Genomic DNA, 26,140 nt, shown 5'->3' with positions numbered 1-26,140 from the left:
GTAGACCCCCTGCGAAGGGGGTCTACTGCTTTTTAGGGGCCCTGGATCTAGCCCGCGCCGAGGTGCCTAGCCCGCGCCGAGATCGACGTTTTGGCGCGATCTACTCGCACTTTGTCGCCCGAATGTCCCTTTGGGCGAAGAAAAGCGGCTGCGCAGGAGCGTCAGCAGGTAGGTGAGCAGCACCCCGACCGCCAGCGACGCGATCACCCCGAGCATGGGGTGGCGGGGGAACAACTCATACACCTGGTAGTGCACCAGGTAGGTGTACAGCGAGGCCTCCGCAAGGACACCGGCGACCGTCGTCAGCCCGACGGGGCAGCGGAGCGTCGGCAGCCAGATGAGCAATACCAGCCCACCCAGCACCATCGCCTCGCGCAGCGTGCTGCCGAAATACCCGTGCAGTGCCACGGCCAGCACGGCCGTCACCGCGGCGCGTTGCAGCGTCGTCGACGCTTTCGCCGCCGCCCAGCCGATCGCGAAGAACCAGAACGCCAGCATCGTGAACCACGCCTCCCGACCAAGGCCCAGCCCGAGCACGTCGTAGCGCAGCGCCAGCCCCACCACCAGGAACGCCACCGCGACGGCGAACGGTCGTTGCCGCTCCAGTCGGTCCAGTCCGGGCAGCCAGAACAGCAACAGCAGCGCGACCAGCGTCCACACCAGCACCTCGACGAACCACAGCCGCCCGGCGGTCATGCTATCGTGCGGACCGAGAATCTTGTTGGCCAGCAACAGGTTTGTCCACGTGTAGTCGTCGTCGAGCAGCATCACGACGGCCACCCACGCCACCGACGGCACCGCAATCCAAGCGATGGTACTGCGCAGGTGTCGCACCCGCTCGGTGCGCGGCACCGACGTCATGCAGAACCGGCCGAAGTTGTATCCCGCGACCCCGAGCAACACGTGCGCGCCGCCCCACAGCTCGAAAAGCCCAGCATGCGAGCCCACGATGAGCACGATCGCGATCGCCCGCAACGCCACACTGGTCTCCAGCGTCGAGGCCCACCACCGCCGTCGGCCCGTGACGGGGCGCGCCATCGTTTCCAGCTCGCGCAGCGGCCGCTGATGCCAGTCGGTCGGAAGGTGTCCGAGCATCCGCTCCAGCCGTACCGACATCGCGACATAGGAAAGCGAATTGCCGCCCAGGTCGACGAACGTGGCCTCCGGATCAATACCGGCCGGATCCTTTTGCAGCACACCGGCGAAGAGCTCACGCAGGTCGGTGACGGTCGAGTGTCCAGCGCCGCGCGCAAGCCGGCGCACCGTCGGGTAGTCGGGCTTGCCCGACGGCAACAGCGGCAACTCATCGACGGCCACCGCCCGCACCGAGCAGGCGGGCACCCCGGTGGCCTCCGTGACGGCGCGCTGCACGGCGGATGCGTCGTGTCGCCGGGCCGCGGCGACGACGAGGTGTCCGTCGTCGGATGTGCAGAATGTCGTGATACCGCCTGCGCGCAGGCTGGATTCGAGCTGTTGCAGATCGATGCGCAGGCCGTAGATCTTGACGAATCGGCTGGTGCGGCCGATCACCTCGTAGAGGCCGTCGGGAGCGCGGCGGGCGATATCGCCGGTGTGCAACGTGTCCACGGTCTTGCCGAGCGACAGGTCGTCGGGGCCGCGCGCGTACCCCATCATGACGTTGTCGCCGCGGTACACGAGCTGGCCGACGTCGTCGTCGGCCCAGTCCTCGAGCGGCTCCAGGGTCAACGACCCGCCGGGGATCGGCCTGCCGATCGCGGTTGGCCGCGACAGTGCCAGATCCGGTGGAAGATAGGCCATTCGGGCCGTGGCCTCGGTCGCACCGTACATCACGAACAGCTCCCAGCCGCGGCGCTGCGCCAGCTCGGCGAATCGCGTCACCCGCTCCGGCGCCATCCGGCCGCCGGCCTGGGTGACGTAGCGAAGGGTGGGCAGATCCATGGTGTCGAAGCCGATGCGTTCGAGCAGTTCGAAGGTGTAGGGAACGCCGGCGAACGAGGTGCCGCGGCACCGGCGGAAAAGGTCCCAGAACTGCTCGTCCATCACCGACCGGTCGGTGAGGATCAGCGCGGCGCCACGCAGCAGATGGCTGTGGACCACCGAAAGGCCGTAACAGTAGGACATCGGCAGCGTGGTTGCGGCCCGGTCTGATTCGCGGATGTTCAGATACTCGGCGATGGCGGTCGCATTGGAGATCAGGTTGGTGTGTGACAACCGGACCAGTTTCGGGGACCCGGTGCTTCCGGAGGTGGAGAGCAGCAGCGCGAGATCGGGGTGCAGCCGATGCCGAGAAGCCCTTCGCCGATGGTGCACGGCGCCGTCGGCGACGACCACGTCGGGATCATAGGCCTGCACCATGGTCGCGTGATCGCGGCCGGCGGGTACGGGAAGCACGACATGCTCACCGGTGAGGGCCGCGAGGTAATGCACCAACGTCCACATGTCATTGCGGGTTTCGAGCAACACCAGGCGGCGGGTATCCCCGATGCCAGGCACGGCTGCGGCGACCCGGTCGGCTAGCTGCGCATATGTGAGCCGATGCGTTTCGGTGAGCACCGCGACGTTCTCGCCGTGGCCGCGAAGGAGGTCGACGAGCCGGTGCATCACAGCACGATTCCTTTGCCGACCACCTCGATATGCACCTTGGCCTCGATCGGAGGGGCGTTGAGGCTGTGTTGACGCACGACCACCGGTGCGGCATCACCTGCGAGGTCGATGGTCAGCAGCACGTCGTGACCCAGGAACTCGGAGGCGACCACGGTGCCGACGCCCCGGAACTGCTCGGTATCTGAAACACCTGTCACCACAAGCTGTTCGGGGCGCAGCAGCACCGTTGCCGGCCCGTCGTCGGCCTGCACGGGGATGCGCCCGAGAGCGCACTCGGCGACGCAGGCGTTCACCGTGCACGGCAGCGAGATGCAGTCCCCCAGAAAAGCCGCGGTGAAATGGTCGGCGGGTTCGCGGTAGACCTGCTGCGGCGGACCGACCTGGGTGAACCTGCCGTCCCGCATCACGGCGATCTGACCGGCGACCGAGAGCGCTTCCTCCTGGTCGTGGGTCACCAGCAGCGTCGTCACGCCGGCGTCGGCGAGCAATCCGGCCACCGCCTTGCGGGTGGATGCGCGCAGCCCGGTGTCCAACGAGCTGAACGGTTCATCGAGCAGCATCAGCGCCGGTTCGCGCGCCAACGCCCGCACCAGTGCCACCCGTTGTTGCTGCCCGCCGGACAGTTCATGGGGGCGCCGGGATGCGTAGGAGGGGTCCAGCGAGACCGTCTCCAGCAACTCGGCGACCCGGGCACGCACCCGCTCGCGGTGCTGTCTGTGCGGCAGACCGTAGGCGATGTTCTGCCCGACGGTCAGATGCGGAAACAGTGCACCGTCCTGGGCGACGTAGCCGACCGCCCGGCGATGGGGCGGCACCGAGCGCTCCGGGCTCGCGACTTGACGTCCCCCGATGCTGATCGTGCCCGCATCGGGTTGCTCGAAGCCGGCGATGAGGCGCAGCAGCGTCGTCTTCCCGCAGCCCGACGACCCGACGACCGCGGTGATGGTGCCTGGCTGCACCTCGAGGTCGATGTGGTGCAGCACGGTGTGTCCGTTGAAAGACTTTGCCAATCCGTGGGTTTCAACCGTCGCGGTCATAGCGCGGCCGCCTTCGCCGACTGGCGCAGCAGGATGAGCGTCACCGGTATCGCCAGCACCACCAACGCCAGCGCGTACGGCGCGGCGGCGGCGTAGTCCAGCTCGCTGGACAACGACCAGAACCTCATCGACAGCGTGTTGGTGCCCGTCGGCGCGAGCAGAAGGGTGGCGGTCAACTCGGTGGCGACAGCGACGAACACCAGTGCGGCCCCGGCGGCCGCGGCGGGCGCGGTCAGGCGCAGCGTGACGCGGAAGAACGTGGCGGTCGGCGAACTGCCGAGCGAGCGAGAGGCCTCCTCGAGGCTGGTCGGAACCTGAGCCAGCCCGGCGCGGACGTTGACCAGTGCGCGCGGCATGAACAGCAGCACGTAAGCGAACACGATCAGCGCGACGCTCTGGTATAGAACGGGCGCAACGGAGATGGTGACCGTGACCAGCGCCAGCGCGGTGACGATGCCGGGTAACGAGCTGGCGACGTAGTTGGCCCCTTCGGCTGCGCGGGCAAGAAAACCGCTGGAGCGCACCGCCACCCACGCCACGGGGAACGCGAGCAAGGTCGTCAGCGCCGCCGCTGCCGCGGCCAACCCGATGGTCTGACTCAGCGAGGTGACGATGTCCCCGAAGTCCCACACCTCGGCGCCGCCGATCCACAGCCAGCGCAGAATGGTCCACGTCGGCACGCCGAGCGCCAGGGCAGCCAGCGCGACAAGCGCTGCGGAGGCAGGGATCACGCTGCGACCCAGCCGAATCGGGGTGATCACCGAGGGCGCGCCGGATCCGATTCTGGCGAAGCGGGCGTTGCCGCGTGCCGCGGCCTCGGCGACCAACAAGGCAAGGCAGAGCAACACCAGAACCCCGGCGAGCATGCTGCCCGCGGCACCGTCGAACGTCACCTGGAACTGTTGGAAGATCGCCACGGTGAAGGTGTCGAAGCGCACCATCGCGAAAGCACCGTATTCGGCGAGCAGATGCACACCGATCAACAGGCCGCCGCCCAGAATCGCCAGCCGCAGTTGGGGCAGCACCACGCGGAAGAACACCGTCACCGAATCCGATCCCAGCGCCCGCGCCGATTCCTCCACCGCCGGGTCGAGTCGACGTAAGGTCGCCGCGACGGGCAGGTACATGAACGGGAAGTAGGAAAGCGTGGAGATCAACACCCCAGCCCACAGCCCGTGCAGCGAGGGCACCACACCCACCCAGGCGTAACTGTTGACGAACGCCGGAACGGCAAGCGGCGCAACGAACAACGGACGCCAGACTGCCCGTCCGGGTAGGTCGGTGCGTTCCACCAGCCAGGCCACCCCGACCCCGATCAGCACGCAGAGCGGCACGGTGATGGCCACCAGCGCGACGGTGTTGTACAGAAGCTCGCCGACGCGGGGCCGCACCACCAGTTCGTAGGCGCGGTCCCATCCGACCGAGACAGCACCCCACACCACGTAGCCGAGCGGAATGCCCGTCGCGGCAACCAGAATCGCAACGGTTGCCGAAACCAGCGGGCCCGGCCGGGTGGTGCTGTCCGGCCGCGAGGCCGGTGCTGCGGTGCGGGCGACGGTGGGGACGGCCACCTACAGCAGGCCTGCCTTCGTCATCAGCTCGGTCACCTTCTGTTCGTTCAACTTCGAGGGGTCGACATCGGGCGCCTGCAGCGAATCCAGAGGAGGCAGTTCCGGATTCGCGGGCACACCGCTGGCGACCGGATACTCGAAGGAGGTGCCTTTCTCGAGGACTTCCTGGCCTGCCCTGCTGGTGACGAACCGCAGAAAGCGCTGCGCCTGATCCTGCTTGTCGCTGGAGGCCAGCACGCCTCCGCCGGACAGGCTGACGAAGGCACCGGGATCGCGGTTCTTGAAATAGTGCAGCGCGGTGTTGCCGCTGATCTCCTTGGTCTTGGATTGATCGCGGTACCAGTAGTAGTGGTAGATGATGCCGCCGTCGACCTCGCCGGCGTTGACCGCCTTGAGGGTGTCGATGTTGTTGTTGTAGGGCACCGCGTTGGCCTTCATCGCCTCGAGCCACTGCGCGGTGGCTGCCTCGCCCTCGAGTTCGAGCAGCGCGGCGACGATCGCCTGGAAGTCGGCCTTGGTCGGCGGGGCACCCCAGCGGCCCTTCCACTCGGGCTGCTGCAGGTCGAGCATCGACTTCGGTAACTGGTCGGGCGTCAACCTGTCCTTGTTGTAGACGAACACGGTGCTGCGCGCGGCGACCCCGGTCCACCTGCCGGTGTCCGGGCGGAACTGCGCAGGCACCTGATCGAGGGTCTCGGCGTCGAGTTCGGCGAAGAGGCCCGCGCGTTCCACGGCCGCCATCGCGGGGGAGTTCTCGGTGAGGAAGACGTCGGCGGGTGAGGCGTCGCCCTCGGCCACCAGCTGATTGCCGAGCTCGGTGTCGCCGCCCTGGCGGTAGGACACGTTGATGCCGGTCTCCTCGGTGAACGCGTCGATCCACTCCTTGGCCAGTGACTCGTGCTGCGCGTTGTAGATCAGCAGCTCGTCGCTGTCACCCGAGTTGGTGCATGCGGTCGCGCCGATCGCGACGGCCAGCGTTGACAGGACGGCGGCGATCCGCCTCCACCGTGGTCGCATGCAGGGGAGTCCTTTCACTGTTCGGACAGGTCAGACCGCAGCTCTTTTAGCTGAGGTTTACCTAATGAAAGATACCCTTTCGGGGTTTGAGCCGGCGGGCTGTGGGCAGATGAGCGAGGTCGGTGTGCCGGCAGTCACATCCGCCCGAAGCGGGCCCGAACGAAGTTGTAGATGCCGAACGCGGCGATTCCGACGGCTGCCAGGACGAGAAGAAACTGGCCGAACGGCGCCTCGCCGAGCGCCTTGACCGCCGCATCCAGTCCCGTCGCCTTGGACGGGTCGGCCTGCAGCGTGGCCACGACGACCAGCAGGCCCGCGCCGGCCAGGGCCAGCCCCTTGGCCGCGTAGCCGGTGATCCCGACAGCGCTGACCCCGGATCCGACGCCGCCGCGCAGGTCCTTGCAGAAGCGCTTCGTCACGCCCTTGTAGACGTGGTAGCCGCCGACACCGATCAGCCCGAGCCCCACCGCGACCAGCACCGCCTTGCCCCAGCCCGACTGCATCATCTGTGCGCTCAGCCCGGCGTTCTGCTGGGCGCTCTGCTGTCCGCTGCCCATGGCGAAGCGGGCCGCCGAGAACGCGATCGCGAAATTGACCACGGCCAGGCCGAGCGACTTCGCGCGCTTCCACGCCGGGGTGTCGTCGTCGGCGCGCCGCGATCCCTCCCCGGGCCGCGGGCCGACGACCGCCTCGGCGACGCGCCAGAGCCCGAGGGCGAACAAGCCCGCGGCGACGACCCACAGCAACACCGCGCCACCGGTTCGCTGCGCCAGCGTCGCCAACGCCCCGGATTGGTCGGCGTTGCCGCCTGACCCCAGGGCGATCCGAAGAATCAGGTAGCCGACCAGCAGGTGCAGTACGCCGCTGACCGCGAACCCGGCGCGCGCGGTGTATTCGAACGCGTCACTGTCGGTGGCGCGGTCGGCGACGCCATGTAACGACTTGTGGGTCATGCCGGGGTGTACCCGCCATTTTAGGCCGGCGAAACAGGCGGCGCCGAATCTGTGGATGAATCCCCGGTTGGGGATGACGGCGGCCGGTCGGCGGCGATTTGTCGGTCGCCTGCCCCACGGTGGTGCCATGACTTCCTTCACCAGCGCTGAAATCGGTGCACTCGGAGAGCAACTCGCGGTCGATCATCTGCGGTCGCTTGGCTTGCGGGTGCTCGACCGGAACTGGCGTTGCCGGTATGGCGAGCTGGACGTGATCGCCGCCGACGACGCCGCCCGCATCGCGATCTTCGTCGAGGTGAAGACCCGCACCAGCGATCGGTTCGGCGGTGTCGAACAGGCGGTCACCCCGGAGAAGGTGCAGCGCCTACGCCGCCTGGCGTGCTTGTGGTTGGCCGCACAGGACACCGGGTGGGCGCATCTGCGCATCGACGTCGTCGGGGTGCGCATCGGCAGGCAGCGCACGCCCGAGATCATCCATCTGCAGGGGGTGGGGTGATGGCGCTGGGGCGGGCCTTCTCGGTGGCCATCCGCGGCCTCGAGGGGCAGATCGTGGAGATCGAGGCCGACATCTCGTCGGGTCTGCCCGGCGTGCATCTGGTCGGCCTCGCGGACGCGGCGCTGCAGGAATCGCGAAACCGGGTGCGTGCGGCGATCACCAACTGCGGCAACAACTGGCCGATGGCGCGGCTGACGTTGGCGCTGTCGCCGGCGACGCTGCCGAAGATGGGGTCTGTCTACGATTTGGCGCTCGCGCTGTCGGTGCTGTCGGCGGAAAAGAAGACCGAGTGGCCGCGGCTGGAGAAAACGGTGTTGCTCGGCGAGCTCGCGCTCGACGGTCGGGTGCGGCCGGTCACCGGTGTGCTGCCCGCGGTGATGGCCGCCAAACGCGAGGGCTGGCCGACCGTGGTGGTGCCCGTCGACAACCTCGCCGAAGCCAGCCTGGTCGACGGCATCGAGGTGCTGGGCGTGCGCACGCTGCGTGAGCTGCAGTCCTGGATCACGGGAAAAGCACCGCTGCGGGGCAGGGTTGATGCGCCACGCGGTGTTTCGGGGCCGACGTTCGACCTCGCCGACGTGGTCGGACAGAGCCAGGCGCGGTTCGCCGTCGAGGTCGCCGCGGCCGGCGGGCACCATCTGATGTTGACCGGTCCACCCGGCGTGGGTAAAACGATGCTGGCACAACGGCTTCCGGGACTGCTGCCGACGCTGTCGGAAAGTGAGTCGCTGGAGGTGACGGCGATTCACTCGGTGGCGGGATTGCTTGCCACCGACACGCCGTTGATCACACAACCGCCGTTCATCGCTCCGCACCACACCTCCAGCGTCGCGGCGATGGTCGGGGGCGGCTCGGGAATGGCGCGTCCTGGCGCCGTCAGCCGCGCCCACCGCGGCGTGCTGTTTCTCGACGAGTGCGCGGAGATCGGTGTCAGCGTGCTCGAGGCGCTGCGAACCCCGCTGGAGGACGGGGAGATTCGGCTGGCACGTCGCGACGGGGTGGCGCGTTATCCGGCACGGTTCCTGTTGGTGTTGGCGGCCAACCCGTGTCCGTGCGCACCGCCCAATCCCCGAGACTGCATCTGCGGCGGGGCCGAGAAGCGGCGGTATCTCGGCAAGCTGTCCGGCCCGCTGATCGACCGCGTCGATCTGCGCGTCGAGATGCATCCGGTGCGAGCGGGCGAGCTTGTGCAACAGGAGGGCGAGTCCACCGCCATGGTTCGCGAGCGCGTCGTGGCGGCGCGGCAGGCGGCCGGGGAACGGTGGCGCGCGTACGGGATCCGAACCAACGCCGAGGTCAGCGGAGCGTTGCTGCGGCGCAGGTTTCGCCTGCCGAGGACCGTGATGAAGCCGCTGTACGGGGCGGTCGATCGCGGTCAGCTCAGCGCGCGCGGCATGGACCGCACGCTACGTGTGGCGTGGTCGCTTTGCGATCTTGCCGGACGGACCTCCCCGGATCTGGAGGACGTCACGGCGGCCTTGAGTTTCCGGCAGTGCGGGGGTGTGCGATGAGCGACGACGTTGCGCGTGCCTGGGCCTACCTGTCCCGGGTGGCCGAACCACCGTGCCCGGCGCTGAATGCACTGGTGGCGCGGGTCGGAGTGGTCGAAGCCGCCGATCGTGTCCGCACCGGGCAAGCCGGGGCTGCGGTGAACGACGGAGTGGAATCGCGGCGCCACATCGACTGTGCTGCACGGGATTTAGACCTGCTCGCGGCGATGGGCGGTCGGCTGGTCACTCCGGATGACGATGAATGGCCGATGCTGGCGTTCACCGCGTTCGCCGGCATCGGTGGGCGGCTGCGTCCGCAGGCTCACAAGCCGATGGTGCTGTGGGTGGTCGGGTCGGCGCGGCTAGACGACGTAACTGCCCGTGCTGCGGCGGTGGTCGGCACCAGGGCGGCCACCGCGTACGGCGAGTTCGCCGCGGGAGATCTGGCCGCGGGGTTGGCTGGACGAGATGTCGCGGTGGTGTCCGGTGCGGCGTTCGGTATCGACGGGGCAGCGCACCGCGCCGCCCTGGCGGCCGACGGGCTGACCGTCGCGGTGCTCGCCGGCGGGATCGACGTGCCCTATCCGGCGGGACACAGCGCGCTCCTGCGACGGATCGCCGAGGACGGGACATTGATCACCGAATATCCACCCGGCGTGCGCCCGGCACGGCACCGGTTTCTGACCCGCAACCGGCTGGTGGCTGCGCTGGCCGGCGCCACCGTCGTCGTGGAGGCCGGGGCCCGCAGCGGCGCCGCCAACACCGCGGCGTGGGCCGGTGCCCTGGGGCGCGCGGTGTGCGCGGTTCCCGGCCCGATCACGTCCTCGGCGTCGGTCGGGTGCCACGTCTTACTGCGGGACGGGGCCCGTCTGATCACCCGCGCCGAGGAGGTCATCGAGCTGGTCGGCCGGATCGGCGAGCTGGCTCCCGACGAGCCGCGGCCGGTCTCACCGCTCGACGGCCTCGACGACACCGACAAACGCGTCTATGACGCGCTGCCCGCACGTGCGGCCCGTGATCTCGACGAGATCGCGATGGCCGCCGGTTTGCCGGCCCGACAGGTGTTGGGCCCGCTGGCAACCCTTGAGCTGGCCGGCTTGGTGAGGCGCCGCGACGGACGTTGGAAACGCGTCCTTTAGTAGGTTGTCGAAATGCGCAGCGGGGTGAACAGGTTCGTCGGCGGGATCGCCGCCGTCTTGCTGCTGTTTGCCGCGACGTCGGTCACCGATACGCGCACCGCGCAGGCGCAGCCGGCCACCACCCCCCGCGACGGGTACGGCTTCGCCGTCGGCGCACCGATGACGTGGATGAGCCCCATGGACGCCGACCGCGAACTCGACGCAGTGGCTCGAACCGGTGCGACATGGTTGCGGGTGTTCGTGGACTGGAGCCGCATCGAGCCGATGCCCGGCGCCTACGACTGGGGCTATCTGGATCACTGGATCGACGGGGCGGTGTCGCGCGGGCTGCAGGTGCTGGCCATGGTCTCCTACACCCCGGAATGGGGCAGGACGCCCGGATCGTATTTCAGCGCCCCGCCCGTCGACCCGGCTCTGCTCGCCAGCTTTCTGACCACCCTGGTGAAGCGCTACGGCGACCGGGTCAGCAGTTGGGAGGTGTGGAACGAGCCGAACGTCCCGCTCTTCTTCGGTTACCTCGACGACCGCGCGGCCCGCTACACGGCGCTGTTGAAGGCCGCCTATCCGGCGATCAAGGCGGTGCAGCCGCACAGCACCGTGTTGGCCGCGGGGATGAGCCGTGCGTTCGCGCCGGACGCGCCGCCGACGTTCGTCGAGGCGATGTACGCGCTCGGCGCCGGCGGGTTTTTCGATGCGATGGCCATGCACCCCTACGTTTATCCCGCCGGGTTGGGCATCGACGACCACAACGGTTGGTCCGATGTCGAACGGGTACGCCAACTCATGGTCGACAACGGCGACGGCGGAAAGAAGATCTGGATGACCGAGATCGGCGCGCCCACCGCCGCGGCCACGCCCGGCGGGGTCACCCAACAAGAGCAGGCGCGGCAGATCACCGACGTGCTGGCCAAGGCGGCGCGGACCGTTTACAGCGGTCCGGTGTTCATCTATTCGATCCGCGACATCGACACCGCGGACCAAACGGATGACCAGGACAACTTCGGGGCGTTGCTGACGTCGGACTGGCGGCCAAAGGTGACCGCGGAGGTGCTGGCAAGGTAGACCGCGACGGCAGGCCTCGCGCTGGTATGGCTCCGTATAGTCGGGCGCGTCGGCGCGAAAGCCGGCGTGTGGTCGTGGATGTGGAGGAATTTCGTGGCAGGGCGTCCGATACACACCTTTCAGGTGATGCGCACCGAGCAGTTGACACCGCATCTCATCCGCCTGGTGCTCGGCGGCTCGGGTCCGGGCACCGGCTTCGATACCTTCACGCCCAGCGAGTTCACGGATTCCTACGTCAAGATCGTGGTCGTCGACGACGGCATCGACGTCGGCGCGTTGCCGCAGCCGCTGACCATCGACAGTTTCAACACCCTGCCACCGGACCGACGACCGACGGTGCGCACCTTCACCGTCCGCCACGCCGACCCCGAGCGGCGTGAGCTCTGGATCGACTTCGTGGTGCACGGCGACCACGGCGTGGCTGGGCCGTGGGCCGCGGCCGCCGAACCGGGCCAGCCGGCCTATCTGATGGGCCCCAGCGGGGCCTACGCGCCTGACCCGGCAGCGGACTGGTATCTGTTCGCCGGTGACGAGACCGCCATCCCCGCGATCGGTGTGGCACTGGAAGCGTTGCCCGACAACGCGATCGGCAAAGCCTTCATTGAAGTCGCGGGGCCCGAGGACGAGATCGCGCTGAAGAGGCCCGACGGTGTCGAGCTGACCTGGATCTATCGTGGCGGCCGCGCCGACCTGGTGCCCGAGGACATCGCCGGCGACAACGCGCCGCTCATCGCGGCGGTCAAGGAGACGCCGTGGCTACCGGGGCAGGTGCAGGTCTTCATCCACGGCGAGGCGCAGGCGGTGATGCACAACCTGCGGCCCTATATCCGCAAGGAGCGCGGTGTGGAGGCCAAGTGGGCGTCGTCGATCTCCGGCTACTGGCGTCGTGGCCGCACCGAAGAGACGTTCCGCCAGTGGAAACGGGAACTGGCCAAGGCCGAGGAACAGGCCAACGCCTGAGCATCGGCCTGGCACCCTAGCCGCATGGCGTTCAGCGACTACCAACTCGAGATCTACTTTCAGGGCCTGTCCGGCGTGCTGCCGGCACTGCCGATGGCGTTCGCGGAACTGGAGGCCAAGGCCCAAGCCGCGATGTCCCCGTCGATGTGGTCCTATGTCGCCGGCGGAGCAGGCGACGAACGCACCCAGCGCGTCAACGTCACCGCTTTCGACCACTGGGGGCTGATGCCGCGGATGTTTGTCGGCGCCAATGAGCGCGACCTGTCGGTGGAGTTGTTCGGGATGACGCTGCCCTCGCCGGCGCTGCTGGCGCCGGTGGGCGTCATCGGACTCTGCGCCCAGGACGGCCACGGTGACCTCGCCACCGCGCGGGCCGCCGCGCGCACCGGCGTGCCGATGATCGCGTCGACGATGTCGGCCGACCCGATGGAACAGGTGGCCGCCGAATTAGGTGACACCCCAGGCTTTTTCCAGCTTTACACCCCCACCGATCGCGAGCTGGCGGCCAGCTTCGTGCACCGCGCCGAGGCGGCCGGGTTCAAGGGCATCGTCGTCACCCTGGACACGTGGATTCCCGGGTGGCGCCCCCGCGACCTGACGTCGTCGAACTTTCCGTTTCTTCGCGGGCTGTGTCTGGCCAACTACACCACCGATCCGGTGTTCCGGGCGAGCCTGGCGCAGCCGCCCGAGGAGAATTCCCAAGGCGCGGTGTTGCGGTGGGCGCAGATCTTCGGCAACCCGTTGACCTGGGATGACCTGCCGTGGCTGCGCTCGCTCACCGATCTGCCGCTCATCGTCAAGGGCATCTGCCACCCCGACGACGCCCGCCGCGCCAAGGACGGCGGCGTGGACGCCATCTACTGCTCCAATCACGGCGGGCGGCAGGCCAACGGCGGAATTCCTGCCATCGACTGTTTGCCCGCGGTGGTCGACGCCGCCGACGGGCTACCCGTGTGGTTCGACTCCGGCATCCGCAGCGGCACCGACATCGTCAAGGCGCTCGCACTGGGCGCCGACGCCGTGGCCGTCGGCAGGCCCTACGCCTACGGGCTCGCCCTGGGCGGTGTCGACGGCATCGTGCACGTGCTGCGGTCACTGCTGGCCGAGGCCGATGTGACCATGGCCGTCGACGGTTACCGCTCGCTGAAAGAACTGACCCCGGAGGCGATGCGGCGCGTCACCTGACACCCGCGGTCGTGTCTGCGACGGTAAGGGGCGTGGAGGCGATCCTCGAGGAGTTCGACGAGTACCTCGCACTGCAGTGCGGGCGCTCCGAGCACACCCGCCGCGCCTACCTCGGTGACCTGCGGTCGCTGTTCGAGTTCGCTGACCAGCAGATCTCCGAGATGGGCCTGGACGCGCTGACGCTGCCGCTGCTGCGCTCCTGGCTGGCCGCGCAGGCGACCGCGGGTGCGGCCCGCACGACGCTGGCCAGGCGCACGTCGTCGGTCAAGACGTTCACCGCGTGGGCGGTGCGGCGCGGGCTGATCGCCGCCGATCCGGCGGTCCGCCTGCAGGTACCCAAGGCCCGGCGCACCCTTCCGTCGGTGCTGCGTCAAGACCAGGCGCTCGACGCCATGGCGGCCGCGAAATCCGGTGCCCAACAAGGCGACCCGCTCGCAATGCGGGACCGCCTGATCGTCGAGTTGTTGTACGCCACCGGAATCCGGGTCAGCGAGCTGTGCGGACTGGACCTCGACGACGTCGACACGTCGCGGCGGCTGCTGCGCGTACTGGGCAAGGGCAACAAACAGCGCACCGTCCCCTTCGGCGTACCTGCGCAGACGGCGCTGACGGCGTGGCTGGCCGACGGACGCCCCGCGTTGGCCACCGCCGACTCCGGGCCTGCGCTGTTGCTGGGCGTGCGGGGCCGCCGCCTCGACCCGCGGCAGGCCCGCACCGTCGTGCACCAGACGATCGCGGCCGTCGACGGGGCACCCGACATCGGCCCGCACGGGTTACGCCACAGCGCCGCCACGCACCTGCTCGAGGGCGGGGCGGACCTGCGCGTCGTACAGGAACTGCTGGGCCATTCCACGCTGGCGACCACACAGCTCTACACCCATGTCACCGTCGCCCGGCTGCGCGCCGTGCACGACCAGGCCCACCCCCGCGCGTGATTCGGCTGGCCGAGCTCAACGCAACCGGTTGATCACCTCGGCGATGTCGGGCATCGCCGAGGGACGGCCCACCCATTCGTCGAACACCGTCCAGTAGCTCACCCCGAAGCGCTGTTGCCGCGCGACGAGCGTTTCGGCCATCTGGTCATGCGTGCCGAGCAGCACGAAGGGGGAGTCCAACAACAGCTCCGGGGAGACGCCGCCGAACGTGGCGGCCAATTCGGCGGCCGCTGCCTCGCGATCGTCGGTGACGACCACGAACTGGATGAGCGCGTTGAGTTCGACGGCGTCGAAAGGGTCGCCGGCCGCGTCGCGCACCACCGTGATCCGGTTCTCCAGTCCCGTGGCGTCGAAATGCGTCAACTCCACCTTCGTGGCGTCGCGGTTGTGGCTGAACCCGGCCAGCCCCGCGATGTCGGCGACGCGGCCGGCCAACCGCAGTACCCGGGTTCCGTTGCCGCCCACCAGGATCGGCACCCGAACGCCGGGCGCCGCGACCAGCGATCCGGCCTCGGCGTGCACCCGGTAATGGGCGCCGTCGACGTCGACAGGCTCACCGGCCAGCAGCGACCGGATCACCTGCACCGACTCGACCAGTCGGTCGACCCGTACGCGACCCGAGTCGAAAGGGATGCCGGCGGCGTCGTATTCGGACTTCATGTGCCCGGCGCCCAGCCCGAGTTCGAAGCGGCCGCCGGAAACCGCTGCGACGGTGGCTGTTTCGCGGGCGACCTCGACCGGGTGACGCAGGTCGTTGTTCAGCACCAGCGTGCCGGTGTGCAGCCGGGTGGTGGCTGTGGCGGCCGCGGTGGCCCCGGCGAACGGCGAGAGCGACGCCACGAGATGGTCGGGGATCGTCAGCACGTCGAAGCCGGCGTTTTCGACCGCGACGGCGAACTCGGCCAGTTCCGTGCCGCGGGGCAGGGCCGTGTGCAGGCCGAACCGGAGCCGGCGGTTGCGGTGCGCGTCGGATGCGACGGTCATGTTCGTGACGGTAGGCGCTCGCCGGCGTCGTCGCGAGCGTGCGCAAACTCGCGGAAAACCTCGGCGTGTCGTCCTCTGACACGCACGCTCGCGCCAAGAGGGGTTGACGCTCAGACCGGTTTGAGGCGGATGGGTGTGGTGGCGAGCAGACCCAGCGGGTCGACGTAGTCCGCGCGCGACGCGGGGCCCCACATCGCGCCCCAGTGCAGGCACGCCGCCGTCGGGCAGCCGGCATGGCCGGCGTCGAGGACCCCGATCGCGGTCCCGGTGTCGACGAGCTGCCCCGCGCGCACGGCCGGCTGCACCGGCTCATAGCTGGTGCGCAGGCCACCGGGGTGCGCGATCGACACCAGCGGCCGACCGGCCAGCTCACCGGCGAACACCACCGTGCCCGCGGCCGCGGCATACACGCTCTGGCCCGTCGAACCGGCCAGGTCCACACCCCGGTGCCCGCGCTGCCAGTGCGGCGACGGCGCGTCGAAAGCGCGCGCCACCGTGGGCCGCGGCTGCAGCGGCCACCGCAACCGTTCACCGTCGGCGCCCGCGGGCGCCGCCCACACCAGCGCCGCGGCCACCAGCGCGAGCCACCGCATCGGCCCAGCTCAGCGCATTTTGGGTAAACCGCGCCAGGTCTCGGCGGCGATCTGTGGATCAGCAGGTCGCTGTGGAAAAAGCACCCCTGCACACGGTGTAAACTTGCTAACCGCAGCTCGCGCGAGCGGGCTGACTTCGCGTGTCTGCGCCACGACCCGGTTCTTCACGGTCGTATCCCGGATGCCGTCGGTCCCGTTCCCAGACGGGTCTGGCATTCCGAGCGGGCACCAGGGCTCGGCGTCACCCGGCGTCGGGCGACAACCGACGAAAAAGGAAATAGCCGACATGGCTGTTGTAACCATGAAGCAGCTGCTTGACAGCGGCACCCACTTCGGGCACCAGACCCGTCGCTGGAATCCCAAGATGAAGCGGTTCATCTTCACCGACCGCAACGGCATCTACATCATCGACCTGCAGCAGACGCTGACCTACATCGACAAGGCGTACGAGTTCGTCAAGGAGACCGTCGCCCACGGCGGCACGATCCTGTTCGTCGGCACCAAGAAGCAGGCGCAGGAAGCGATCGCCGAAGAGGCCACCCGCGTCGGCATGCCCTATGTGAACCAGCGCTGGCTGGGCGGCATGCTCACCAACTTTCAGACCGTGCACAAGCGGCTGCAGCGCCTCAAGGAGCTCGAGGCGATGGAGCAGACCGGTGGTTTCGAGGGTCGTACCAAGAAAGAAATCCTGATGCTGACCCGGGAGAAGAACAAGCTCGAGCGCAGCCTCGGCGGTATCCGGGATATGCAGAAGGTGCCGTCGGCGATCTGGGTGGTGGACACCAACAAGGAGCACCTCGCCGTCGCCGAGGCCCGCAAGCTGAACATCCCGATCATCGCGATCCTCGACACCAACTGCGATCCCGACCTCGTCGACTACCCGATCCCGGGCAACGACGACGCGATCCGCTCGGCCGCGCTGCTGACCAAGGTGATCGCCGCCGCGGTCGCCGAGGGGCTGCAGGCTAGGGCCGGTGTGGGGCGTGACGGCGACAAGCCGGACGCCACGGGTGCCGAGCCGCTGGCCGAGTGGGAGCAGGAACTGCTGGCCTCCGCGACCGCGCCGGCGGCCACGACCGCGTCCCCGACCGCCGCCGGTGCCGAGCCTTCCACCCCGGAGGCGAACGTCCAGACCGAACCGAAGACTTCAGAGGCTTAGGGAGAGCTGAGGATGGCTAACTACACCGCTGCCGACGTCAAGCGACTGCGGGAGCTGACCGGCGCCGGCATGCTCGACAGCAAGAACGCGCTGGTCGAGGCGGACGGCGATTTCGACAAGGCCGTCGAGCTGCTGCGCATCAAGGGCGCCAAGGACGTCGGCAAGCGCGCCGAGCGGGCCACCGCCGAGGGCCTGGTGGCGGCCAAGGACGGCGCGCTGATCGAGCTGAACTGCGAGACCGACTTCGTGGCGAAGAACGCCGAGTTCCAGGCGGTCGCCGACCAGATCGTCACCGCGGCCGCCGCGGCGAAGGCCAACGACATCGACACGCTCAAGGCCGCTCGCATTTCCGCAGATTCGGCGGCCCCTACCGTCGAGCAGGTCATCGCCGACCTGTCGGCCAAGATCGGCGAGAAGCTCGAGCTGCGCCGCGTGGCCTACTTCGACGGCACCGTGGAGACCTACCTGCACAAGCGGGCCGCCGACCTGCCGCCGGCCGTCGGTGTGCTGGTCGAGTACGAGGGCTCCGACAAGGACGCCGCGCACGCTGTGGCGCTGCAGATCGCCGCGCTGAAGGCCAAGTACCTGACCCGCGAGGACGTGCCCGAGGACGTGGTCGCCAACGAGCGCCGCATCGCCGAGGAAACCGCGCGCAACGAGGGCAAGCCCGAGCAGGCGCTGCCCAAGATCGTCGAGGGCCGGCTGAACGGCTTCTACAAGGACGTCGTGCTGCTCGATCAGCCGTCGGTGTCCGACAACAAGAAGACGGTCAAGGCGCTGCTCGACGAGGCCGGGGTGAAGGTCACCCGGTTCGTGCGCTTCGAGGTCGGCCAGGCCTAACCCGCCGCCCGACCCTCGCCCGGCTGTTTCCTTCTCGCCTTCATACGGCGGTACGAGTTGGTACCGTCAGGGCATGAAACGCATCTCCGCCTTCGGCGACGACGCCCTAGGTGATCTCGACGCCGTGGGCCTGGTCGGCGCGCTACGGGCGGGCACGGTGTCGGCGGCCGAACTCGTCGCGGCTGCCATCGCCCGCACCGAGGCCGTCAACCCGGCCCTCAACGGCTTGGCCAACCAGGCGTTCGACCGCGCCCGTACCCGCGTGAACGCCTCGCGGTCGTTCGGCGGCTACTTCGACGGCGTGCCGTCCTTTCTCAAGGACAACGTCGCCGTCGCCGGCATCCCGACGATGAGCGGCACCGACGCGTGGGACCCGCGGCCCGAACTGACGCACGGCGACTTCGCCAAGGGCTATCTGTCGACCGGGCTTGTGCTGCTCGGCAAGACACAGCTGTCGGAGTTCGGCTTCAGCGCCTCGGCTGAGCATCCCCGGCTGGGCCCGGTACGCAATCCGTGGAACACCGAACACACCGCCGGTGCGTCCTCGTCGGGATCGGCGGCGTTCGTCGCCGCCGGGGTGGTGCCGATCGCGCACGCCAACGACGGCGGCGGCTCCATCCGGATTCCGGCCGCCTGCAACGGCTTGGTCGGGCTGAAGCCGTCACGCGGACGGCTGCCGCTGGACAAGGACATGCGCCAGATGCCGTTGCGCATCGTGGCCAACGGGGTGGTCAGCCGGTCGGTCCGCGACACCGCCGCGTTCTACCGCGAGATGGAACGGGTGTACGCCAACCCGAAGCTGCCGCCGATCGGCGACATCACCCATCCGGGCAGGCAGCGGCTACGGGTCGCGGTGTGCACGCGATCGATCACCCGCGACGCCAGCCCGGAGGTTCGCGAACTCACCCTCAAGACCGCGGCGCTGCTCGAGGAGCTGGGCCACAAAGTCACGACCATCGACAACCCCATCCCGCCGCGCTTCATGCACGACTTCCTGTTGTACTGGGCGTTTTTGGCGTTCGCGCTCGTGCGCGGCGGCCGACGCGCGTTCGGCCCGAGCTTCGACCGGACCCGGTTGGACAACCTGACCCTCGGCCTGGAGCGGCACGCGGGGCGCAACCTGCACCGGGTGCCGCTGGCGATCGCGCGGCTGTCGCGGATCCGCCGGGTCACCTCGCGGCTGGCCGACACCTACGACGTGGTGTTGACGCCGACGCTGGCCGACGTGACGCCGCCGATCGGTCATCTCGATCCAACCGCGGACTATGAGCAGATCATCGATCGCCTGGTCGACTGGGTGGCCTACACCCCGCTGCAGAACGCCACTGGCGAGCCCGCCATTTCGTTGCCGCTCGCGGAATCGGCATCCGGGCTGCCGGTCGGCATGATGTTCGCCGCGTCGCTGGGGCAGGAGGCCCGGCTGCTGAGACTGGCCTATGAACTCGAAGAGGCCCGGCCGTGGCCGAGTTTGAAGCCATGACCCGCGACTACGTCTTCGAGCAGGACTTCGCCCACGAGCGGGAGCGGCTGCGTGGCATGGAGGCGCTGTGGGATGCCGGCAGCCAGGCGCTCTTGGACGAACTCGGCATCGGCGCCGGATGGAACTGCCTGGAGGTCGGGGCAGGCGGGGGCTCGATGGTCGAATGGATGGCGGGCCGCGGCGCCACGGTCACCGCGGTCGACATCGACACCCGCTTTGTCGACGATCTGGCATCCGAGGTGATCACCGTGCGCCGCATCGACATTCGCGAAGACGACCTTCCGGAATCCGAATTCGATCTGGTGCACTCCCGGCTGGTCCTCGAGCATCTCGCTGACCGCAGGCAGGTTCTCGACCGGTTGGCCGCCACGCTGCGGCCCGGCGGCTGGATCGTCCTCGAGGACTACGACTGGGGCAGCTTCGGTTTCGACGACGAGAGCTACGGGTTCGGGGAGGTTTCCGCCGCCGTCCTGGAGTTCATGCAACGACGCGGGTTCGCCCCCGATTACGGCAGGCGCGTTGTCGGCGACATCGCCGACGCCGGCTTCGTCGACGTCCGCGGCGAGGGCCGGGTCCGCGTGATCGACTCCAGTTCACCAGGTTTCGACTTCTTCCGGCTGACCTTCGAGAGCCTTCGTCAGGCGCTGGTCGACGAGGGCCTGCTGTCGGCCGAGGCCGCGGCGGCCACCTCCGCACACTTCGCCGAGGACATCCGGGTGAGCACACCGGTGATGATGGCCGGGATCGGCCGCTGGCCCGCCTGAAAGTCAGCCGGCGATCTCCCGGCAGACCTGTGCGGCCGCACGGGTCAGCGAGGCGGGCCCCTCGCGCAGCGCCTGCTCGATCGGTGTTCCTTCGGCGGTGATCGCCACCAGCCGGTCCACGCCGTAGTCGAACAACACCGACGCGTCCTGGGTGACCCGCCCGGCGAAGATCACGACGCGGGCGCCGGCCTTCACCGCCAGCTGCGCGACGCCGAAAGGTGTTTTGCCCATGACGGTTTGGGCGTCGACACTGCCCTCGCCGGTGAACACCCAGTCGGCACCGAGCAGCGCTCGCTCGAGGCCGACCGTCCGTGCGACCTCGTCGACACCCGGGCTGATCTCGGCGCCGAGAAACTCGGCGAGCGCGAAGCCGAGGCCGCCCGCCGCACCGGCCCCCGGGCGCTGCGGCTCCGCGCGACCCAGCGTCGTCGCCGTGACGGTGGCCAGGCGCGACAACGCCGAATCCAGCGACTGCACATCGGCGGCGCTCGCGCCCTTCTGTGGCCCGAACACCGCGCTGGCACCCGTGGGCCCCAGCAGGGGAGCGGTGACATCGGATGCGACGCGGACCCGCACGTCGTGCAACCGAGGATCCAGGCCGCTGATGTCGATGCTTTCGAGCCGCTGCAGGGCCGCGCCGCCGGGCTCCAGCGGGTTTCCGGCGGCGTCGGTCAGCACCGCGCCGAGCGCGACGAGCATGCCCGCGCCGCCGTCGTTGGTGGCCGACCCGCCCAACCCGATCAGAAGATCCTCGGCACCGCGGTCGAGGGCCGATCGGATGAGTTCGCCGACACCGAAGGTGCTGGCCCGCAGCACATCTCGCTGGGCGACGGGGATGCGCTCCAGGCCCGCCGCGGCCGCGATCTCGATCACCGCGAGCTGGCGCAGCGGAACGTGGCCGTAGGCGGCGGTCACCGGCCGGCCGAGTGCGTCTTGGACGACGGCCTCGACGCGCCGGCCGTGCAGTGCGTCGACGACGGCATCGACGGTGCCTTCGCCGCCGTCGGCCATGGGCACCTCGACGCACTCGGCATCCGGCAGTACCGCCTGCACACCGGCGCGCATCGCGGCGACCGCCTGCGACGCGGTCATCGACTCCTTGAACGAGTCAGGCGCCAAGACGATCTTCATCGCCACCATTCTGGCCTGTCACCCCGGCCGCGCGCAGACTCAATCGGTGCCGAGCACGACGAGGATCCGCTTGAACTCGCGTCGTTGCGCCGGGGTCAGGTTCGCCAGCAATTTCCGGTCCGCCTCGCGAACCCCCGGGTCGATGCGCTTCAACACTTCGCGCCCCTCGGCGGTGAGGTCGGCGGGCAACGAACGACCCGACGAGACGCTGGCCGGTCGCGTCACAAAGCCGCGGTCCTGCAGGGCGCGCAGCACGATGTTCATCGCCTGCGGCGAGACGTTCATGTAACGGGCGAGGTCGGCGTTGGACCGCCCCGGGTACTTCGACAGGATCCGCATGCAGATGTACTGCGGGAAGGCCAATCCCAGCGGATCGAGCACGGTTGCGACCACCTCGGCGCGCAGCGCGTTGGCCACCCGCGCGAGCAGGTAGCCCAGCGGCTGGTCTTCGAGCATCTCGCCGGCCGAGCCGGCATCGCCAGGCGACGTCATATCAAGCATATTGACATATATCAATCAGGTTGATATATCGGAGGGCATGACAGAACCCACCGGCGAGATGTTCGAAAGCGCGTACAAGGGCGAGGCCGAGGAGATGGGTGGCGTCGGCACGCGGCCGCCGTGGAGCATCGGCGAACCGCAGCCCGAGCTGGCCGCTCTGATCGAGCAGGGCAGGTTCACCGGGGAGGTGCTCGACGCGGGCTGCGGGGAGGCCGCGATCTCGCTGCATCTCGCCGAACGCGGGTACACCACCGTCGGGCTGGATCAGTCACCCACCGCGATCGAACTGGCCAGGGCCGAGGCCGCCAAACGCGGCCTGACCAATGCCACCTTCGAGGTCGCCGACATCAGCGACTTCGGCGGCTACGACGGCCGGTTCAACACCATCGTCGACTCGACGCTGTTCCACTCGATGCCGGTCGAGCTGCGCGAGGGGTACCAGCAGTGCATCGTGCGCGCCGCCGCGCCTGGCGCGTCCTACTTCGTGCTCGTCTTCGACAGGGCGGGCATGCCCGACGGGCCGGCCAACCCCGTCTCGAAGGACGAGCTGCGTGACGTCGTGGCCAAGTACTGGACGATCGACGAGATCAGGCCCGCACGCATCCACGGCGTCTTCCCCGAGGGCTTTCAGGAGTTCTTCCCGGTGACTGACGTGCGTGATGAGCCGAAGGGCCGCAAGTCGGTGCCGGCCTGGTTACTCTCGGCTCACCTGGGTTAACCACGCCGACCCCGCAGCGCCGGGGTGGCCGCCATGAGGCAGGATGAGGGGAACTCAGCGAGGACCTCGAAGGAGTCGGATGGCGGACCCCGTCGACAGCGCCGCGGCCGGTCAGGCGGCGTCGAAGCCCACAGGCCCCAACGGCGCGAGCCCATCGGCCCCAGCTGATTCGTCGATCCGGCCGATGTACTCGCGCGTGCTGCTCAAACTCGGCGGCGAGATGTTCGGCGGGGGACAAGTGGGGCTGGACCCCGACGTCGTGCACCAGGTCGCCCGCCAGATCGCCGAAGTGGTCCGCAGCGGTGTGCAGGTGGCCGTCGTCATCGGCGGCGGCAACTTCTTCCGCGGCGCGCAGCTGCAACAGCGCGGGATGGAGCGCACCCGCAGCGACTACATGGGCATGCTCGGCACCGTCATGAACAGCCTTGCGCTGCAAGACTTCCTGGAGAAGGAAGGCATCGCGACCCGAGTGCAGACCGCGATCACGATGGGCCAAGTCGCCGAGCCCTACATTCCGCTGCGGGCGCGCAGGCACCTGGAGAAGGGGCGGGTGGTGATCTTCGGCGCGGGCATGGGCCTGCCGTACTTCTCCACCGACACCACCGCGGCCCAGCGGGCACTGGAGATCGGCGCCGAGGTGGTGCTGATGGCCAAGGGCGTCGACGGCGTCTACACCGCCGACCCCAAGCAGAACCCCGACGCCGAGCTGCTGACCACGATCAGCCACCGCGAGGTCATCGACCGTGGCCTGAAGGTCGCCGACGCCACCGCCTTCAGCCTGTGCATGGACAACGGGATGCCGATCCTGGTGTTCAACCTTCTGGTCGACGGCAATATCGCGCGGGCCGTGGCAGGTGAGAAGATCGGGACACTGGTCACCACCTGACGGTCGGCTGCGCACCCGAAAAGCAGGAACAGGAGAAGCACCGTGATCGACGAAACCCTCTTCGACGCCGAAGAGAAGATGGAAAAGGCGGTGGCGGTGGCGCGCGACGACCTGGCGTCGATCCGCACCGGCCGGGCCAACCCCGGCATGTTCAACCGTGTCACCGTCGACTACTACGGCACGGCCACCCCCATCACGCAGCTGTCCAGCATCAACGTGCCCGAAGCGCGGTTGGTCGTGATCAAGCCGTACGAGGCAAACCAGTTGCGCAACATCGAGGATGCGATCCGCAACTCCGACCTCGGGGTGAACCCGACCAACGACGGCAACGTGATCCGGGTGGCCATCCCGCAGCTCACCGAAGAACGCCGCCGTGACCTCGTCAAACAAGCCAAGGCCAAGGGCGAGGAGGCGCGGGTGGCGGTGCGCAACATCCGTCGTAAGGCGATGGAGGAACTTCACCGCATCAAAAAAGACGGCGAGGCCGGCGAGGACGAGGTCGCCCGCGCGGAAAAGGACCTCGACAAGACCACCCACCAGTACACGAGCCAGATCGACGACCTGGTCAAACACAAGGAAGGCGAGTTGCTGGAGGTCTAGTGGCCCGACAGCGAGCGACTCCCGTGGCAGACACCGAAGCCGGCCCAAGCGAGCCGCCCGAAAAGACCTCGCGGGCGGGCCGCAATCTGCCCGCCGCGATCGCGGTCGGTGTCGTCCTCGGTGCGCTGGCCATCGGGGTGTTGCTCTTCGTGCCGATCGGGTGGCTGGTCATGCTCGCGGTGGCGATTCCGGTCGCCACCCACGAAGTCATCCGCCGAATGCGCGACGCCGGGTACGCCCTGCCGGCCGTCCCGCTGTTGATCGGCGGCCAGGCGATGATCTGGTTGACGTGGCCATGGGGTCCGGCCGGCCTGCTGGGTGCCTACGGGGGCACGGTCGTGGCCGCGATGGTGTGGCGGTTGGTCGGCCAGGGACTGCGCAAGCAGCCGGTGAACTATCTGCGTGATATCGCGGCGACGATCCTGGTTGCGACATGGGTGCCGCTGTTCGCCGGGTTCAGTGCGCTGCTGATCTTCCAGGAACACGGCGGCGGGCGGGTGTTCGCCGTCATCGCCACGGTGGTGTTCGGCGATATCGGCGGCTACGTCGGCGGGGTGTTGTTCGGCAAGCACCTGATGGCGCCGGCGATCAGCCCGAAGAAATCGTGGGAGGGGATGGCCGGATCGCTGCTGTTCGGGACCGCCGCATCCGTGCTCGCGGTGACGTTCCTGCTCGACAAGCCGTGGTGGGTCGGCCTTCCGCTGGGCCTGTTGCTGGTGATCACCGGTGTGCTGGGCGATCTGGTCGAGTCGCAGGTCAAGCGTGACCTGGGCATCAAGGACATGGGTACGTTGCTGCCGGGCCACGGCGGCCTCATGGACCGGATCGATGCGATGCTGCCGTCGGCGGTGGCCGGCTGGATCGTGCTGACGCTGTTGGCCTGACGCCCCGGCATACTGGAGGGCACATGTCTGCCTCCCTACCGCTGGTTTTCGATCCGCCGCGCCGCGCCATGCCGCCGCGGCATTTCGCCGACCTCGACGAGAGTGACCGGGCGGCGGCGGTCACCGAACTCGGGCTTCCGGCTTTTCGGGCCAAGCAGCTGGCCAACCAGTACTACGGCAGGTTGATCGCCGATCCGCGGCAGATGACCGACCTGCCGGCCGCGGTGCGGGACAAGGTCGCAGAGGCGTTGTTCCCGGCGCTGCTCGACGCGGTGCGCGAGATCGAAACCGATGCGGGCCAGACGCGCAAGATGCTGTGGCGCGCGGTGGACGGCACCACGTTCGAGTCGGTGCTGATGCGCTACCAGCAGCGCAACACGGTCTGCATATCGTCACAGGCGGGCTGCGGAATGGCCTGCCCGTTCTGTGCGACCGGCCAGGGTGGGCTCCAGCGCAACCTGTCGGCCGCCGAGATCCTCGAGCAGGTGCGCGCCGCTGCGGTCGAGTTGCGTGACCGCGACGGGGAGGGAATCGCGTCTGCGGCCCGAGGGGGGCGGCTGTCCAACATCGTGTTCATGGGCATGGGGGAGCCGCTGGCCAACTACAACCGGGTGCTCGCAGCAGTGCGACGGATCATCGGGCCCGCTCCCAACGGGTTCGGCATCTCGGCCCGATCGGTCACGGTGTCAACGGTCGGGTTGGCCCCGGCGATCCGCAAGCTCGCCGACGAAAGGCTCGGCGTCACACTGGCGTTGTCGCTACACGCCCCCGACGACGAACTGCGCGACACGCTCGTACCGGTGAACAACCGCTGGAAGGTGTCCGAGGCGCTCGACGCCGCGCGGTACTACGCCGAGGTGACGGGTCGCCGGGTGTCGATCGAGTATGCGTTGATCCGCGACGTCAACGATCAGCCCTGGCGCGCCGACCTTTTGGGCAAGCGGTTGCATGGTGCACTGGGTCCGCTGGCGCATGTCAACGTCATCCCGCTGAACCCGACGCCCGGCAGTGAGTGGGACGCCAGCCCCAAGCCCGCCGAGCGCGAGTTCGTTCGGCGGGTGCGCGAGCGGGGCGTCTCGTGCACGGTGCGCGACACTCGCGGGCGCGAAATCGCCGCCGCGTGTGGGCAGTTGGCCGCGCAGAGTTGAGCATTCTTGGTCGAGACTGCG

25 protein-coding genes are annotated in these 26,140 nt (G+C 68.8%); 16 read left to right on the top strand and 9 right to left on the bottom strand.

Annotated elements, in window-relative coordinates; all coding sequences use genetic code 11:
• Positions 1-66: 66 nt before the first annotated feature.
• From G6N28_RS01685 to G6N28_RS01665, 5 genes are all read right to left on the bottom strand, one after another.
• Complete coding sequence (locus tag G6N28_RS01685) at positions 67-2,583, bottom strand: AMP-binding protein (protein WP_163896747.1); 2,517 nt, start codon at positions 2,581-2,583, stop codon at positions 67-69.
• Positions 2,583-3,623: an ABC transporter ATP-binding protein gene (locus tag G6N28_RS01680; RefSeq protein WP_163896746.1), complete on the bottom strand. Its 1,041-nt coding sequence runs from the start codon at positions 3,621-3,623 to the stop codon at positions 2,583-2,585. Before G6N28_RS01680 ends, G6N28_RS01685 begins: the two co-directional genes overlap by 1 nt.
• The gene (locus G6N28_RS01675; protein WP_163896745.1) at positions 3,620-5,194 is read right to left on the bottom strand and encodes an ABC transporter permease; all 1,575 of its coding nucleotides are present in this window, start codon (positions 5,192-5,194) and stop codon (positions 3,620-3,622) included. Before G6N28_RS01675 ends, G6N28_RS01680 begins: the two co-directional genes overlap by 4 nt.
• Positions 5,195-6,211 carry an iron ABC transporter substrate-binding protein gene (locus G6N28_RS01670; protein ID WP_163896744.1) on the bottom strand — a complete coding sequence of 339 codons (1,017 nt, stop codon included), beginning with the start codon at positions 6,209-6,211 and terminating at the stop codon, positions 5,195-5,197. It abuts the gene before it with no gap.
• A gap of 134 nt (positions 6,212-6,345) precedes the next feature.
• Entirely contained in the window at positions 6,346-7,164 is an 819-nt protein-coding gene (locus tag G6N28_RS01665; RefSeq protein ID WP_163896743.1) for a DUF1206 domain-containing protein, read from the bottom strand.
• Between the two features lie 127 nt (positions 7,165-7,291).
• Here G6N28_RS01665 and G6N28_RS01660 point away from each other — a divergent pair, with 127 nt between their 5' ends.
• The 7 genes from G6N28_RS01660 (at position 7,292) to G6N28_RS01630 (ending at position 14,431) form a co-directional block, all read left to right on the top strand.
• Positions 7,292-7,660, top strand: coding sequence for a YraN family protein (locus tag G6N28_RS01660; RefSeq protein WP_163896742.1), 369 nt, complete (start codon positions 7,292-7,294; stop codon positions 7,658-7,660).
• Positions 7,660-9,171, top strand: coding sequence for a YifB family Mg chelatase-like AAA ATPase (locus tag G6N28_RS01655; RefSeq protein WP_163896741.1), 1,512 nt, complete (start codon positions 7,660-7,662; stop codon positions 9,169-9,171). Before G6N28_RS01660 ends, G6N28_RS01655 begins: the two co-directional genes overlap by 1 nt.
• The gene (gene dprA, locus G6N28_RS01650; RefSeq protein ID WP_163896740.1) at positions 9,168-10,289 is read left to right on the top strand and encodes a DNA-processing protein DprA; all 1,122 of its coding nucleotides are present in this window, start codon (positions 9,168-9,170) and stop codon (positions 10,287-10,289) included. The genes G6N28_RS01655 and dprA overlap by 4 nt, the downstream gene beginning before the upstream one ends.
• 12 nt (positions 10,290-10,301) lie before the next feature.
• On the top strand, positions 10,302-11,351 hold the full coding sequence (locus tag G6N28_RS01645) for a beta-galactosidase (protein ID WP_163896739.1): 1,050 nt from the start codon (positions 10,302-10,304) through the stop codon (positions 11,349-11,351).
• A gap of 93 nt (positions 11,352-11,444) precedes the next feature.
• A complete protein-coding gene (locus G6N28_RS01640; RefSeq protein ID WP_163896738.1) occupies positions 11,445-12,311 on the top strand; it encodes a siderophore-interacting protein in 867 nt (288 codons plus the stop codon).
• Positions 12,312-12,335: 24 nt separating this feature from the next.
• On the top strand, positions 12,336-13,496 hold the full coding sequence (locus tag G6N28_RS01635) for an alpha-hydroxy-acid oxidizing protein (RefSeq protein ID WP_163896737.1): 1,161 nt from the start codon (positions 12,336-12,338) through the stop codon (positions 13,494-13,496).
• A 32-nt stretch (positions 13,497-13,528) separates the two neighbouring features.
• Complete coding sequence (locus G6N28_RS01630) at positions 13,529-14,431, top strand: tyrosine recombinase XerC (protein ID WP_163905724.1); 903 nt, start codon at positions 13,529-13,531, stop codon at positions 14,429-14,431.
• Between the two features lie 15 nt (positions 14,432-14,446).
• Here the strand turns inward: G6N28_RS01630 and G6N28_RS01625 are convergent, their stop codons facing one another.
• Positions 14,447-15,415: an LLM class F420-dependent oxidoreductase gene (locus tag G6N28_RS01625; protein ID WP_163896736.1), complete on the bottom strand. Its 969-nt coding sequence runs from the start codon at positions 15,413-15,415 to the stop codon at positions 14,447-14,449.
• Positions 15,416-15,525: 110 nt separating this feature from the next.
• A complete protein-coding gene (locus G6N28_RS01620; protein ID WP_163896735.1) occupies positions 15,526-16,008 on the bottom strand; it encodes a M23 family metallopeptidase in 483 nt (160 codons plus the stop codon).
• Between the two features lie 286 nt (positions 16,009-16,294).
• Here G6N28_RS01620 and rpsB point away from each other — a divergent pair, with 286 nt between their 5' ends.
• The 4 genes from rpsB to G6N28_RS01600 all read left to right on the top strand — a co-directional run bounded on the left by rpsB (position 16,295) and on the right by G6N28_RS01600 (position 20,251).
• Positions 16,295-17,167, top strand: coding sequence for a 30S ribosomal protein S2 (gene rpsB / locus G6N28_RS01615; RefSeq protein ID WP_163896734.1), 873 nt, complete (start codon positions 16,295-16,297; stop codon positions 17,165-17,167).
• 12 nt (positions 17,168-17,179) lie between these two features.
• Positions 17,180-18,007, top strand: a complete 828-nt coding sequence (gene tsf / locus G6N28_RS01610) for a translation elongation factor Ts (protein WP_163896733.1) — start codon at positions 17,180-17,182, stop codon at positions 18,005-18,007.
• Between the two features lie 73 nt (positions 18,008-18,080).
• Complete coding sequence (locus G6N28_RS01605; RefSeq protein ID WP_163896732.1) at positions 18,081-19,487, top strand: amidase; 1,407 nt, start codon at positions 18,081-18,083, stop codon at positions 19,485-19,487.
• The gene (locus G6N28_RS01600) at positions 19,466-20,251 is read left to right on the top strand and encodes a class I SAM-dependent methyltransferase (RefSeq protein WP_235674438.1); all 786 of its coding nucleotides are present in this window, start codon (positions 19,466-19,468) and stop codon (positions 20,249-20,251) included. The genes G6N28_RS01605 and G6N28_RS01600 overlap by 22 nt, the downstream gene beginning before the upstream one ends.
• Positions 20,252-20,254: 3 nt before the next feature.
• On the opposite strand, the gene G6N28_RS01595 is transcribed toward G6N28_RS01600, so the two are convergent.
• Together G6N28_RS01595 and G6N28_RS01590 are read right to left on the bottom strand one after the other, a co-directional pair.
• Positions 20,255-21,382: a glycerate kinase gene (locus G6N28_RS01595; RefSeq protein ID WP_163896731.1), complete on the bottom strand. Its 1,128-nt coding sequence runs from the start codon at positions 21,380-21,382 to the stop codon at positions 20,255-20,257.
• 39 nt (positions 21,383-21,421) lie between these two features.
• Entirely contained in the window at positions 21,422-21,874 is a 453-nt protein-coding gene (locus G6N28_RS01590; RefSeq protein WP_235674437.1) for a MarR family winged helix-turn-helix transcriptional regulator, read from the bottom strand.
• Between the two features lie 46 nt (positions 21,875-21,920).
• Here G6N28_RS01590 and G6N28_RS01585 point away from each other — a divergent pair, with 46 nt between their 5' ends.
• From G6N28_RS01585 to rlmN, 5 genes are all read left to right on the top strand, one after another.
• Positions 21,921-22,601 carry a class I SAM-dependent methyltransferase gene (locus G6N28_RS01585; RefSeq protein WP_163896730.1) on the top strand — a complete coding sequence of 227 codons (681 nt, stop codon included), beginning with the start codon at positions 21,921-21,923 and terminating at the stop codon, positions 22,599-22,601.
• Between the two features lie 184 nt (positions 22,602-22,785).
• Positions 22,786-23,487 carry a UMP kinase gene (pyrH, locus tag G6N28_RS01580; RefSeq protein WP_163905718.1) on the top strand — a complete coding sequence of 234 codons (702 nt, stop codon included), beginning with the start codon at positions 22,786-22,788 and terminating at the stop codon, positions 23,485-23,487.
• A gap of 42 nt (positions 23,488-23,529) precedes the next feature.
• Positions 23,530-24,087: a ribosome recycling factor gene (gene frr / locus G6N28_RS01575; RefSeq protein WP_163896729.1), complete on the top strand. Its 558-nt coding sequence runs from the start codon at positions 23,530-23,532 to the stop codon at positions 24,085-24,087.
• The gene (locus G6N28_RS01570) at positions 24,087-24,971 is read left to right on the top strand and encodes a phosphatidate cytidylyltransferase (protein ID WP_179961999.1); all 885 of its coding nucleotides are present in this window, start codon (positions 24,087-24,089) and stop codon (positions 24,969-24,971) included. The genes frr and G6N28_RS01570 overlap by 1 nt, the downstream gene beginning before the upstream one ends.
• A 23-nt stretch (positions 24,972-24,994) precedes the next feature.
• Positions 24,995-26,119: a dual-specificity RNA methyltransferase RlmN gene (gene rlmN / locus G6N28_RS01565; RefSeq protein WP_163896727.1), complete on the top strand. Its 1,125-nt coding sequence runs from the start codon at positions 24,995-24,997 to the stop codon at positions 26,117-26,119.
• Positions 26,120-26,140: the final 21 nt, after the last annotated feature.

The organism is Mycolicibacterium pulveris (genome assembly GCF_010725725.1).
Lineage (GTDB): Bacteria > Actinomycetota > Actinomycetes > Mycobacteriales > Mycobacteriaceae > Mycobacterium > Mycobacterium pulveris.
This window is presented reverse-complemented; position numbering and strand designations above follow the sequence as displayed.

Coding starts and splice junctions, on each gene's coding strand:
- G6N28_RS01670 (WP_163896744.1), bottom strand. CDS start 6,211: ATGCGACCACGGTGGAGGCGGATCGCCGCCGTCCTGTCAACGCTGGCC.
- pyrH (WP_163905718.1), top strand. CDS start 22,786: ATGTACTCGCGCGTGCTGCTCAAACTCGGCGGCGAGATGTTCGGCGGG.
- tsf (WP_163896733.1), top strand. CDS start 17,180: ATGGCTAACTACACCGCTGCCGACGTCAAGCGACTGCGGGAGCTGACC.
- G6N28_RS01635 (WP_163896737.1), top strand. CDS start 12,336: ATGGCGTTCAGCGACTACCAACTCGAGATCTACTTTCAGGGCCTGTCC.
- G6N28_RS01685 (WP_163896747.1), bottom strand. CDS start 2,583: ATGCACCGGCTCGTCGACCTCCTTCGCGGCCACGGCGAGAACGTCGCG.
- G6N28_RS01625 (WP_163896736.1), bottom strand. CDS start 15,415: ATGACCGTCGCATCCGACGCGCACCGCAACCGCCGGCTCCGGTTCGGC.
- G6N28_RS01665 (WP_163896743.1), bottom strand. CDS start 7,164: ATGACCCACAAGTCGTTACATGGCGTCGCCGACCGCGCCACCGACAGT.
- G6N28_RS01680 (WP_163896746.1), bottom strand. CDS start 3,623: ATGACCGCGACGGTTGAAACCCACGGATTGGCAAAGTCTTTCAACGGA.
- G6N28_RS01590 (WP_235674437.1), bottom strand. CDS start 21,874: ATGACGTCGCCTGGCGATGCCGGCTCGGCCGGCGAGATGCTCGAAGAC.
- rlmN (WP_163896727.1), top strand. CDS start 24,995: ATGTCTGCCTCCCTACCGCTGGTTTTCGATCCGCCGCGCCGCGCCATG.
- G6N28_RS01605 (WP_163896732.1), top strand. CDS start 18,081: ATGAAACGCATCTCCGCCTTCGGCGACGACGCCCTAGGTGATCTCGAC.
- dprA (WP_163896740.1), top strand. CDS start 9,168: ATGAGCGACGACGTTGCGCGTGCCTGGGCCTACCTGTCCCGGGTGGCC.
- G6N28_RS01585 (WP_163896730.1), top strand. CDS start 21,921: ATGACAGAACCCACCGGCGAGATGTTCGAAAGCGCGTACAAGGGCGAG.
- rpsB (WP_163896734.1), top strand. CDS start 16,295: ATGGCTGTTGTAACCATGAAGCAGCTGCTTGACAGCGGCACCCACTTC.
- G6N28_RS01655 (WP_163896741.1), top strand. CDS start 7,660: ATGGCGCTGGGGCGGGCCTTCTCGGTGGCCATCCGCGGCCTCGAGGGG.
- G6N28_RS01660 (WP_163896742.1), top strand. CDS start 7,292: ATGACTTCCTTCACCAGCGCTGAAATCGGTGCACTCGGAGAGCAACTC.
- G6N28_RS01620 (WP_163896735.1), bottom strand. CDS start 16,008: ATGCGGTGGCTCGCGCTGGTGGCCGCGGCGCTGGTGTGGGCGGCGCCC.
- G6N28_RS01595 (WP_163896731.1), bottom strand. CDS start 21,382: ATGAAGATCGTCTTGGCGCCTGACTCGTTCAAGGAGTCGATGACCGCG.
- G6N28_RS01645 (WP_163896739.1), top strand. CDS start 10,302: ATGCGCAGCGGGGTGAACAGGTTCGTCGGCGGGATCGCCGCCGTCTTG.